This window comes from Flavitalea sp., assembly GCF_035489435.1.
Lineage (GTDB): Bacteria > Bacteroidota > Bacteroidia > Chitinophagales > Chitinophagaceae > DATHKG01.
In genome coordinates this window covers 1-13,049 of the sequence record NZ_DATHKG010000118.1, presented here as the reverse complement: position 1 = coordinate 13,049, position 13,049 = coordinate 1, and the positions used below count along the sequence as shown (strand labels likewise).

Annotated in this window: 9 protein-coding genes; 2 read left to right on the top strand and 7 right to left on the bottom strand. The window is 41.1% G+C overall.

The genetic code is table 11. The features are described from left to right. Positions 1-56: 56 nt before the first annotated feature. Entirely contained in the window at positions 57-2,192 is a 2,136-nt protein-coding gene (locus tag VK664_RS19025; protein WP_461400283.1) for a hybrid sensor histidine kinase/response regulator, read from the bottom strand. Between the two features lie 103 nt (positions 2,193-2,295). On the opposite strand from VK664_RS19025, the gene VK664_RS19020 reads away from it, so the two are divergent. Together VK664_RS19020 and VK664_RS19015 are read left to right on the top strand one after the other, a co-directional pair. Further along, complete coding sequence (locus VK664_RS19020) at positions 2,296-2,670, top strand: Hpt domain-containing protein (RefSeq protein ID WP_461400282.1); 375 nt, start codon at positions 2,296-2,298, stop codon at positions 2,668-2,670. A gap of 2 nt (positions 2,671-2,672) precedes the next feature. Continuing rightward, positions 2,673-3,362, top strand: a complete 690-nt coding sequence (locus VK664_RS19015) for a LytR/AlgR family response regulator transcription factor (protein ID WP_461400281.1) — start codon at positions 2,673-2,675, stop codon at positions 3,360-3,362. A gap of 2,383 nt (positions 3,363-5,745) precedes the next feature. Here the strand turns inward: VK664_RS19015 and VK664_RS19010 are convergent. From VK664_RS19010 to scpB, 6 genes are all read right to left on the bottom strand, one after another. Continuing rightward, positions 5,746-7,149 (bottom strand): MBL fold metallo-hydrolase RNA specificity domain-containing protein, encoded by a 1,404-nt coding sequence (locus tag VK664_RS19010; RefSeq protein WP_461400280.1) that lies wholly within the window; start codon positions 7,147-7,149, stop codon positions 5,746-5,748. Positions 7,150-7,175: 26 nt separating this feature from the next. Beyond that, positions 7,176-7,631, bottom strand: a complete 456-nt coding sequence (locus tag VK664_RS19005) for a DUF4442 domain-containing protein (protein ID WP_461400279.1) — start codon at positions 7,629-7,631, stop codon at positions 7,176-7,178. A gap of 307 nt (positions 7,632-7,938) precedes the next feature. After that, complete coding sequence (locus VK664_RS19000; protein WP_461400278.1) at positions 7,939-8,772, bottom strand: ferritin-like domain-containing protein; 834 nt, start codon at positions 8,770-8,772, stop codon at positions 7,939-7,941. 10 nt (positions 8,773-8,782) lie between these two features. After that, positions 8,783-9,490 carry a ferritin-like domain-containing protein gene (locus VK664_RS18995; protein ID WP_461400277.1) on the bottom strand — a complete coding sequence of 236 codons (708 nt, stop codon included), beginning with the start codon at positions 9,488-9,490 and terminating at the stop codon, positions 8,783-8,785. Between the two features lie 816 nt (positions 9,491-10,306). Beyond that, positions 10,307-11,551, bottom strand: coding sequence for a diaminopimelate decarboxylase (gene lysA, locus VK664_RS18990; RefSeq protein WP_461400276.1), 1,245 nt, complete (start codon positions 11,549-11,551; stop codon positions 10,307-10,309). Between the two features lie 34 nt (positions 11,552-11,585). Further along, positions 11,586-13,049: SMC-Scp complex subunit ScpB (scpB, locus tag VK664_RS18985; RefSeq protein ID WP_461400275.1), on the bottom strand; the 1,464-nt coding region annotated here is incomplete at its 5' end.

The window sequence follows — 13,049 nt, the reverse complement described above, 5'->3', positions numbered from 1 at the left end:
AGGCTGTGCAAAGCTAACCGAAAATATAAAAGAATAGACGAAGACCTGAAATTTACTCAAGCTCTTTTTTCCATGAGCAGCACCGATATTTTACCATGAAGGTCTTCAGGTCTGAATGGTTTTGGAACGAAGTCGACAAAGCCTTTCCTGAGCAGATCTACCTGCATATTATCATAAACAGCAGCAGTAAACGCAATAGCCGGGACTGAGGGATCAATTTTACGAATCTCTCTCAGTGCTGTGGCTCCATCCATCTCCGGCATTTCCAGATCGATCAGGAGCAAATGATAATTGCCCGAGCGGAACAGATCAACAGCTTCGCGGCCGTTGGTAGCTTCTCCTACTTCTATTCCCCATTTGTTTAGAAAACGCTTGGCGATAGACATGTTCACAGGGTTATCCTCAGCTATCAGTATCCGGGTTCCGGGCATCGGAATCAACTCACGTGATTTACCCTCACTGATATATAAACGCCGGTTTTCATTAATCTTAAGTTCCATTGTAAAATGGAAAGTACTTCCCTTGCCTTCCTCACTTTCCAGGAAAAGATCACTATTGAATTTTGTTACAAGTTTGCGTGTAATAGCCAACCCAAGGCCCGTTCCGCCATATTTGCGCGTAGTATCAAATTCAGCCTGGGTAAAACTTTCAAAAATTTCTTTGTGCTTATTTTTCGATATCCCAATTCCTGTATCTCTGACAATGAATTGTATTGACGCCTTGGTACTTGAGGCAAACAATTGACGCGCTGCCAGGGTGACTTTGCCTGAAGCTGTGAATTTAATAGCATTGGAAAGAAGATTGCTCAGTACCTGGTTCAGACGTGTTTCGTCGGTGATTAGTTCCTGGTCAAGTTTATTGTCGATATCGATCACAAATTCCAGACCTCTTGATTTCACCTGACCCTCAAATTGTGAGGCGATCTTCTGAACAAATTCCTTCATGTTCACCGGTGCTTCTGCCAGGTGCAGTTTTCCTGCTTCAATTTTTGAGTAGTCAAGGATGTCGTTTATTAACATCATCATATGTTCAGAGGAAAACTTAAGAATATTTAACTGCTGTCTTTGTGACGGCAGATGTTCTTCACTTAACAAAAGATTAGAAGCCCCAATGATGCCATTGAGCGGTGTACGGAGTTCGTGGCTCATATTCGAAAGGAACCTTGACTTTGCCTTGGCGGCTACTTCGGCTTTTTCTTTTGCCTTCATCAGCTCGAAACCTGTCATCTTAACCTGGGAGATATCCAGGATACTGATTTTGGTATATCGTATATCTTTATGTATGAAAGGAACAACGCTTACATAACCATAAAACCTGCGACCGGCAATGGTGGTAAATGAAAGCTCCCCCTGCCAGTTTCGTGCATCAGCGTTTACCGACTGTTCAATAGAAGTGAATTTTGCTATATGATCTTCATCAAACCAATTATCAATATGCGTTCCTTCTATATCACGGCTATTGGCCACTTCAAATAACTCAAGGGCCCTCTGATTACAGTTTGCAATAATATTTGACTGACTGAAAATGATGAACACACCATCCAGTGATGTATTGAAAATGGTATCACCAAATCTCTTCTCCTGGTAGATCGCAAGTTCATTATCGTTATTCACCCGCAGGATAGCATAGGAAAATATGATGGTCACCAGCATGGAAATAATAAGACTGCTTCTTGAAAGACGCAGGTAAAGGAATTCGTTAATCGCCTGTACATTATTTGTATATGGACTTACCTTGAGGCAGATAAGCGCGGAAAAAACTGTAATTGAATAAATGAGCAGCAATTCGCCAAAATTTCTGCGCATACTTACTACAAAGGTGAGAGCAAGAAAGTAGGGAAAAAAGAACAGGTATTCCCCGGCCCGCAGGCCTTCAACATAGCTTATTACTATCAGGTAAAGGTTAACATTTACAACACAGATTATCCTGGCAATCTCAAGCTGCCGCCTTGAACTAAAATAAAAAGCAAGCAGGAAAAAATAGGCTGAAGTAATGTTTATCAGCGCACTGATATAAAGTTTATTGTAGAAATACGATATTACCTGTAGGAAATTTACGAGTAAAGCCAGTATAACAAACTGGTTCAGCCGGATGATCTTCTTCCGCTGATCCCTGGAGATGTTGTCGTCAAGACCGGAATAAATTATATCACGGTAAATTGACCATCCCAGATATAATAATTTCGCTTTCATAGAGTTAATGGATTAGGAACGGAACCAGCTCAACAGGTGTACGCTGGTACGTGATAACGTAAAATAGGTGTAAGTATTTTCTTAGTAAACCAATTCTTGATTTATGTCATTCAATTTTAATCCCAAAATCGACCGGGATTTCATTATTTCGATGTACGAAGAAGACTATCCGTACATTAGTGAAGTGTTTGCAACTACCCTTGGTCAGCTGATCCCTGATATTGAGATCGTAAAAAAGGCTTTCACCAACCGGGATCTTGAGAGTCTCCGGAAACAGGTTCATAAAATCAAGCCTGCATTTGGTTTTGCGGGGCTTCGCGATACTGAAGCACTATGCCAGCAATTTGAAGATAATTGTCTTTCTGTAAGTTCAACAGAAGCACTGGCAGATAAATACGAGACACTTATCATATCGCTGGGTGAATGTTGCAACATCATTCAACAAGAAATTGAAAAATTAAAAGCCCATAATAACTAATCATGAGCCTTAGCTGTATCATAGTGGAAGATCTCCAGGTTGCTGCCGATTTCCTGAAAAAGTGTTGCGAGAAAAGCGGACAGGTGGAAGTGAAAGCCCATTTCCCTAATGTAAGCGATGCTTTGGCTTATCTTAATGAGCATTCTGTTGATTTGTTATTTCTTGATGTGGAAATGCCTGGCGCTACAGGCTTCGATCTGCTCGACCAGATCGCATATTCGCCAAAGGTGATTCTTACCACCTCCAAGCCTGAATATGCCTACGATGCCTTTGAATATAATGTAACTGACTTCCTGAAAAAACCATTTACATATCAGCGTTTCATCGAATCTCTTCAAAAAGTAACTGCGCATGCTGACAGTACCCCCGCCACGGTGAGCATTGATCATATATTTATTAAGACCGAAGGCAAACTGGTAAGATTGAACAATGATGACATACTTTATATTGAAAGTATGGGTGACTATGTGAAGTTTGTGACTACAGATAAAAAGTACGTAACACATAATACCATCAAGAACCTGGAAGACAAGGTTAATAAGGAAAGTTTTATGAAGGTACACCGCTCTTATATTATCAACATCAGCAAAATTGATGATATACGCGAGAATGACCTTTATATAAAGGGTAATGAAATCCCGGTAAGCAAAGCACATAAGCCGGAAGTAATGAAGCGGTTAAACATCATCTGAACACCGGATACAGGGGTTCAACGGCAAAACTGATCCATTCACCGGCATAAAAATTCCAACCGGCTAATAAACTTCAGATACTTCAATCCTGTTCGCATCTTTACATCATCAGACAGGCGTGAAGATTTGAAGTTTGAAATGTTTTTAATCCCTACCCTGACCTAACCCTTAAACCCTGAACCCAAACAATTTCAAACTTCAAATCATCATTCCTCTCGGAATAACAAAATCAACAATATTCTAAACGCACTAGCGACGGTTAATCTGGAAAAGTCAAAATCCGACTGAAATAAGTAGGAAGTCCGTACTCTATGAAAACTAAATGATAAACTACTAGGTTTATCATTCAAACCACGAGATTTCAACTTATCGGAACCGGGCTCATTGGAGGTCCGGTTTTTCAATTTTATACCTGCCAGGATTTTTATGCCTGCCTGAATTTTGAATCGCTGATTATGCCCGTTCAGGGTGTTCACTCGGTTCTTCGCTCCGCCGGATGGGCCTTTCGCTTGGTTTGATTTGCCGCTGTGATTCCTGCTTAGTTTGTCTCTTTATGCCAGTAGTTGCTGTTGTCTCCGGTCAGCTTTTAGTGCCCTGATCGGCTTTTTTAGCTAGTCTTTCTGTGGTAGCTGGTATTGGGCCCTGATCGGCTTCAGTAACTCCGGGCAGGAATCGAAGGCGGCTAATCAAACCAACCTCAGGCCCATCCTGCACGTTCCAACCTCGATCACTTAAGGGGATATGCGACCAGCACAACAAAATTCCACATTCACTTATTGCAATTATCAGCATTGCAGTTTCCGCATTCCATTATCAGCACAGTTATCGACGTTGCTTTTATCGGCGTTGCATTTATCGCAATGGCAATGGTCGCAATGGCAATTATTCGAATAGGCTTATCTGAATTACGATTCTCTGAATTACACCTGGCGAATTACATCTGTCGAATTACATCTGTCGAATTATACTTCAACAATTCAGATGCAGACATTCAGCTATTGACATTTCTATTTTTTCTTTTCTTTATCTGTGTTTGAACAACACCGCCCTCAATTCGCCAGCAACGTAATTACCGGACCTTACCAATGATACAAGCAGATAATAAGAATGGCTGATCATCTGATTGCAACGTTAAAGCGTTTCAAGGTTACAAACCGCGCTGGTTGCAGTTTCACTAGTTAGGGTTTTACCACTATAGTTGAAGGTGAGCGCTGCAGACAAATGCAGATCCAGAACTTTAGCCCATTGATTTATTCTAATAAAAGTGATTGGCGCTATGGATGATGCTTTGAGGATACCGGCAATAGATCAAACTATGAAACCAGCAATAATGGACTAGTAACACTTGTGATGACTGGTCGAATATCTCCCAAATGTATGAGTAAGTTGGGAGCGGGATGGTGCCTTTGAGCGGCCTTCGTACTCCCGTACGTACGGGAGAGTTACTGCATCCCGCACGTGCGGGCCCAACTGCTACTACCACTGGAAGCATACCTCACAAAGCTGATCAGGGCACAAAAAGCTGCCCGGAGACAATAGCAGCCACCGGCATAAAGAATGAAACTAAGCACGGGACACAGACGCGAAAAGGCACCATCCTGCTTCCAACGGAGCGAAGGAATGAAACAGAACTGTTGCATAATGATGCTCTACCAACCGGGGAAATCTTACGAAATCGTTCAAAAATCGATGAAAAACAGCCGTCCGTCGAATTAACTATGAGTCCTGAATTCAAATTTACATCTTTGAAGAGTCATCCAATTGATCCCTTGAATATCCACCCTGATCGTACTCTTTTCCAATCCTTAGAAATACCAAAAACAATCCAGGTCCTTAGAAACCAAAACCAATCATCCTTATTAAAACCAGCATCGATTATCCTTCGAAAAACTTAAACCCTAATCCTGAAAAACCAAAATCTGACATCCTTCGAATGAAACCAAACCAATCCTAAAAAACCAACCTACTATCCTTCGAAAAACTCAAACCCTAATCCTGAAAAACCAAAAATCCTATCCTACAAAAAAATCAGATCCATTCAATTGTTAACCAGATCAAAATCCCAAAACCCCAGGCCTATCGATGAAAATTTGACTCAAAAAAGATTATGATCCAAAGAATGTGAAAAGCTGCCCCACAGGACAGCTTTTATCTTTTATTCAAACCTGAGCTTGTTTATTTTTTATTCATGTCTGCGCTTGTTTGTATAGAAATGAACAAAACCGAGCCAGCATTTGCAATCTTAAGGTCAGATTGTTGACAGTTTCATAGCCAGCCTGACGCTGAATCAGCTAAAAGCAGGTAGCAAGAGATTTGTTCAATACCATGATAAAATCACATCTATTATGGCAAGATGACTTCAATTATCATAAGTTGACTCCTGTTATGATAAGATGACTTCCGAATGACGCGCCGGTATCTGTACATCCTTAAAGCCTTTATTTAGTATCCTTTTCCTGAACTGCTGTTGCACATCCGGTTCACCATGGACAAGGAACAAGGTCTTAACTTTTGAAGGGTCTTGCCCTGAAATGAATTCCAGGAGATCTTCGTAATCTCCATGTGCACTCATGCTCCGGATTGAACCGATTTCAGCATGAACCTCGTGGGTCACACCGAAGATGCCAACCTCTTTCGCACCAGCCAACAATTTTCCACCCAATGACCTTGGTTCGCAATATCCCGTAAAGAGAATGGTGTTATGGCTGTTTTCTATGTTATTACTTATATGATGTTTTACTCTGCCGGCTTCGGCCATGCCGCTGGATGAGATGATAACACAAGGTTCATTCAGATAGTTGAGCATCTTTGACTCTTCCACGTCTGTAACAAAACGGAGACCGCTAAAGCCAAAGGGATCGCTATCGGTCAGTAGTAATTTCTGAATAGTGCTATTAAAGTATCCGGGATATTTTTTCACTACTGCCGTGGCCTCGAGACTCAGCGGACTATCTACATAATAATTCAAAGATGGCAACGTGCCTTCAAGTTCGAGTTGATTCAATGCAAACAACAGTTCCTGCGTGCGACCGACGCTAAAAGCCGGCATAATGAGTTTACCTTTTTGCTGCACACAGGTCTTTTGTATCCAGTTAAGCAACACATCCGGTGTTGCGGCAAACATATCATGTAATGAGTCGCCATAAGTTGACTCCAGCAATATATAATCCGCCTGTGGAAATGCCTGGGGTGAGCGAAGGATAATATCACGATACCTTCCCACGTCTCCGCTGAAGGTTATATTTGTCTGACGGCCATCTTCATTTACCTGCACGTGAACTGCAGCACTGCCGATTATGTGCCCGGCATCTGTAAAAAGCACGGAAACATTTTCATCGATCCTGTGCCAGGCACCATAATCAACTGATTCGAATAATTCAATAGCCTGCCTCGTATTTTCAGTGCTATATAGTGGTTCCAGAAGGGGTAGCCCTTTCAACTTGCGGCTTTTATTACTGTATTTTATATCACTTTCCTGTATTCGGGCAGAGTCTTCCAACAGTATACCGGCCAGGTCACGTGTACCATGGGTCGAGAAAATCTTACCGTTAAATCCGTCCTTTACGAGTTTTGGAATAAGTCCGCTATGATCAATATGAGCATGCGATAAAATCAGATGGGTAACAGTGGCCGGGTCGAAACCCCATTCCCGGTTCATGCTATCTGTATCCCGACCCATACCCTGGAACAGTCCGCAATCAAGTAAATATTTTTTACCGTTTTTTAAAGCAAGCAGATGCTTTGAACCGGTAACGGTTTGTGCAGCACCGTGAAAAGATAACTTCATATATACATGACTGTTAGATAGTGACCTCAGGCCGATTTTCTTTTGAACGACCAGGTAATAAAAAATTCTGCGACAAGTTCGCCCTTTTGATTGAGACCTGTGGATTTTGCGGTGAAGCTGACAGGTTCACCTGAATCGACTGCCCGTTGAATATGATCTTTTAACTGCGCACCATCGCTACAGGTGAAGGACGTGAGGCCATCTGCCTTTTTGAAATAGTTCGCTTCCAGTTTTACCACAAGCATCGACACTGATGGCTTATGTTTATAAACATATGCCATAGCCAGGGATCCGGTGGTCATCTCCCCTGCCATTGCGAGACAGGCGAAATATGTTGATCGAAAGGGATTTTGAGAGAACCATTTATAAGGAATAGTTGCTGTACATTGGTCCGCATTCATTGATCTGATCTTCAACCCTGAAAAATAGGCACTGGGAAGCTTTGACAGCAGGAATAAGCGGAATTTAACCGGGTGATTCATAAGCTTAATAAATTGCTCATTTGCTACCATATTTAAGTTTTCCTTTAAACTTAGCTCTGCTAAAGACAGGACTCTAAATGTAAATTAAATTTCAGATCTACACATAAGAAAAGAGGCCTTACTTTCGTAAGACCCCAAAGATAATCCTGCGTCGGAGTCAATCTTTATTACACTTTTATAATTGTTTTATGTTTTAATAAATTCTTTATGCATTTATGAGTGTATTGTGTATTCATAAGTGTATTGTGCATTCATAAGTGTATTGTGCACTAATAACTGTATTAAACTTTGCGTTTTGCCTTGTATGTTATGCCTTGATAAATGGCTTTACAATGGCAAGTACTGCATCTTTGCTAAGGCCTTCGTCAAATGCTTCAGAAGCTGCATTAGCAGTGATAGCCATTCCATTAATATTTGTAATTTGAATGTTAGCCTGGATAGTATTTTCTTCCCCATTATAACTTGCCTGCACTGCTGAACCTATGCCTGTTGTATCTTTTCCGGTTATCCATGGTTTTGCATCACCAAAGTTGTTGGCTTTACGCATAGAACGGATATGAGCCGCATGTCTTGCTTCTACTGAATGAATATTTAAAGCTGCAGTTAACAGGTCGCCACCTTTAACCAGTTCAGCCGCTCTGCCCTTATAAGCGCGAACACCTGTATCTTCAAAAACCTGGGCAACAGCCAGGAATGTTGGATAACTGGTGAAGACGTTGGCAAATGCACCGCCCGCTGTAAAATCAAAAGCCGGTTTTGCACCTGGGGTCCCACCAGCAGCCTTAATAGCATTGGTAAGGAAAACAACGTGAGCAGATTCATGTTTACTAATTATTTCAATAGCACCACGGGCAGCTCCTGCGGGGATTGGTGCCTGCGCCAGTCCCATTATATAGAACTCGGATTCCAGATATTCAAGTGTAAGTGCGTAATTGAGAATTTCAACGGCAGTTTCAAGTGTACCAGTAGTTCCGGCATAAGCTTTTTTAAACATCGATCCAAGAGCAAGGGGAATGGCTGTTAAAGCGAGTTTACCACTAAACCTTGCAAAATTTTTCATTGCCGTTCTGCGGGTGTCGAAACGGTCATACACATCGGCATCTACCTTTTCTATTTCGTTAAATACGTTATTAAAATTCATGATTATTAATTTAAGAGGTTGGCAAATTCGATGCGTTTATTTTTGTTTTGATGTAGGGAGCTGCAATGCTTAAAACCTCCATTGGCATCCTGGATTTGTCGAGCCCCATTGCATCAACTACAGTACTGTCAGCGAATGACCCATTGCTGGTCAGGTCGCGGATATAGGCGGCATGCCGGGCTTCCACAGACACAATTTTACCTGCTATTACCAGGTAGTCAGCAAGTTTAATAAGTTTACCCGCACCATTATAAGCGGAAACACCCAGATCTTCAAATGCTTTGGCAGTGCCAAGTACACTATCACGTTTTGTGAAATCAATAGAGGAGAAGTCTACTTCAAGTCCTGGAATCGCGTTTGCCGCTAATGCATTCTTAAAAAATTCACGGTGAGCAACTTCATGATCACGGATATCCGAGAGCAATGCTTTTTCCCCATCAGTCATGCCAGAAAAAGGAGTCAATATCACCTGGGTATAAAAGGCGGCTTCAAGTTGTTCTAACGCATATGCATAGTTGAGGATTCCGATATCGTCTTTCCCGAGATCAACACCTGAGTTCATATTGCTGTTGTCATCATCTTTATTACATGAGGCTGCTACAGCCATCACTCCGGCGGAGGCACCGGCAAAGATTAAAAATTTACGACGAGATACAGACTGTATCCGGCCTTCACTGGCAGCCAATTGGCTTTGTTGGGGAGAATTGTTTGTTGGCATAAAACTGCAATTAAAAAGATTAGTGATAAATATTGTATGGAACTGTTACGAAGGCACCTCTTCACATACGATGGATATGCTCTTGCAGATTTTTAAGATGCTTGAAGGATATACTACAACTGTTGATTTACGTTACATTTTATGCTGGCATAGATTTAGCCTGCCAACAATTTTATTGATTTCATAAAGCATAAAGTTGTGTATTAGTTCCAAAATAGCACGCAATAATTAATGTTCGTAGAACATCTTCCCCGTTTAATTAATTTGAAAGAATTTAAAAAATATTTAAAAAATTTAAAGAATCAGTTTAAAAAGCCTGCGATGATGATTTTTATTTTTGTTTAACAACCCGATACAGTCACACTGCGTTATCCATTGGATATAACACCAGTTCCGGAGAATGAGCGACAACGACATTGTAAACGGCTATTGTTTAGATATCGATTGTACATAATGACAATGAGTACGATAACAATGAGTAAATGACAACGTATACGATGACAATGTATAGGTTGATATTGAACACGATAACAACGTGTAGGATGACAATGAGTGGAAGGTAAACTAATAGGATAATATTTTGTCGATCACGATAGTGGAGGAAGAGGCCATATATGATGACTGTGCAGAACTGCGCTATTTAGAATAATTGTGGGGAAAATGACCTTGTGGAAAATGAACTCTTGAAATACTACCTTATGTAAAATAACGAGTCTGTAGGATGCCAGATTAATAATTAACGATTACGGAGATAAGATTGTTGAAGTAAAACTTGCAGTGATAAGATTGTTGAAGTAAGGCTTGCAGTGATAAGGTTTATACAATCTGATTGCGCAACAGGTCATCCAACGTATCGCGGGACCTGATTAATCTTGCTTCATTATTTTCGATAAGTACTTCTGCCGGTTTAAAACGGGCATTATAATTTGAGGCCATTTCGAAACCGTAAGCACCGGCATTATAAAATACGAGATAATCGCCTTCGCGGATTTCATTAATCATTCTATCAGTGGCGAATGTATCTGTCTCGCAGATATTACCGACAATGGTATAAGGTTTCAGTTTACCTGCAGGATTTGAGAGGTTTGCGATTTTATGATAGGCATCATAAAACATTGGGCGGATAAGATGATTTAATCCGGTATCGACGCCTACAAATTCTTTTACGGAGGTCGTTTTTATCACATTTACACGGCACACAAAATAACCACTGTCACTTACGATGAATTTCCCTGGTTCGAACCAGAGCTCAAGCTTTCTGCCTGATTTTGCCTCGTAAGCCTTGTGTGCTTCGGTAATTTTCTTACCAAGTAAATAAATATCTGTTCCTTTATCCCCTTCTTTATAGGCAACTTTAAAACCGCCGCCGAGGTCGAGGAACCGCAGCTCAGGAAAACTTTCGCTCAGCCTGTATAACAGCTCAATACCTTTCATAAACACTTCCACATCCTGTATCTCACTTCCGGTGTGTATATGAAGACCGTTAATAAATATATTATGTTCCCGGACCAGGTCCTGGACAAGGTCAAGCTGATCTATAGGTATTCCAAACTTACTATCCTGGTGGCCGGTAGAAATTTTGAGGTTTCCACCTGCCATGATATTTGGACGCAGACGAATACCGACGGGATAAGAATGGCCAAACTTCTGACCAAACTTTTTGAGATTTGAAAGACTATCAATATTGATATTAACACCGTAACCTGCCGCCTGCTCAATTTCTTCGAAGGCAATATTATTAGAAGTGTACAGGATATTTGCGGGTTCAAACCCGGCTTTTAACGCGATCTGAACTTCATTGACAGAACTGCAGTCAATATTACATCCGATGCTACGGATATACCTGAGCACATTGAGATTGGTCAATGCTTTACTTGCATAAAAAAAGGTAGCAGGGGCATCAGCAAACGCTTTGGTTAATTTTTCATACTGGGCCTTTATTGTCTCAGCATGATAGATATATACGGGGCTACCGAATTTACGTGCCACTTCGATCAAGATTTCAGATCCGGGGCCGGACTGTGTAGAAATGTTAACTTCCTGTATTTCTGTTGCGTTCATTGCTGGTTGAATAATCGTCTTATCACTTTACGGATCAATGGTCAGTCCGGGGCTGTTTTTTTTGCTCATCATCTTCGTCATCATCATCGTCATCTTCATCATCTTCATCATCTTCATCATCGTCATCATCGTCATCATCGTCAACTTTATCCTCGTCATCTTCATCATCTGGACCAACTCCGCCAACTTCGGAATTCTTTCCTTTATCATCTTCGTCATTCAGATCTTCTTCTTCAGTTGTCTCAGCATAAATCTCGTTATCACTGTCCTCATCATCCTCATCGGTTTCAACATCTTCTTCTAACTCTTCATCATCAGATATTACAACTGCAACTTCCTCTTCTAAGTCATCAATCAATTCTCCATCAACTTCGACTCCTTGTGCCAGGTCATCATCACCACCTTCGTCAACTTGAACTTCTTCTTCAAGTTCATCATTAGTATCATCATTAACTTCGACTTTCTCTACCAGGTCATCATCCCCTTCTTCTACGACTTCGATTTCGTCTACCAGGTCATCATCCTCTTCCCCAATTGCTCTATCTTCGTTGACTTCGTTCAAATCAATTCCACTCAATTCAACTTCAGCTACTTCAGTTTCAGTTACTTCTGTTTCTGCTACTTTTGTCTCAGATACTTCGGTCTCTCCTATTTCGATTTCAAACTCATCATTTTTTTCGACTGATTCATCATTCTTTAGCTTTTCATAATCCAACCTCATTTCATCGCTCGATTCACCAACTGACTCAACGCCTGATTCATCGCCTGATTCAACACCCGATTCTTCGACTAAATCAACATCTGATTCTTCGTCTGAATCAAAATCTATCTCTTCGCCTGAATCAACACCAGTGTTGTCAGCATTACGGCCGGAATCTTGTGTTGGATCTGAAATTCTTTTATCTGCATCTTTATTGATCCTGGCTGTGGTGAGTTCGCCGCTTTGTGTTACAGCGAGTAATTCATTTGTCCCGGAACTTTCCTGGTCAGAATCATCGGTAAGATTGACTCCCTGTCCGCCGTCCATAATGGTAGGACTGACCATTGCTTCATCAAAAATTTCTTTAAGCTTAGGCAGATCATCCGCGGAATTGATCCCGAAATAATCCATAAATGATTTGGACGTAGCATAAACCAATGGATGACCAGGCATCTTTTCATTTCTGCCCGTGATCACAACCAGTTCTTTTTCAAGAAGGCGCTGAATAGCATAATCACTGCTTACACCCCTGATAGCTTCGATTTCACCCTTGGTTACAGGTTGCTTATAAGCTATGATCGATAAGGTTTCAAGCGCAGCTGTCGATAAGCGTTTTAAAAACTTTTCTCCATTAAGCTGGGCAACTGTCTTATGATATTCTTTCTTGGTAAGAAATTGAAGTCCACCACCGCTTTCCCTTACTTCAAAAGGGTAAAATTCAGAGCGGTACTTTTCAACGATTCCGTCGATAGCCGTCTGGATCTGTTCAAGCGTAAGTTTTTCATCCATGAAACCAAA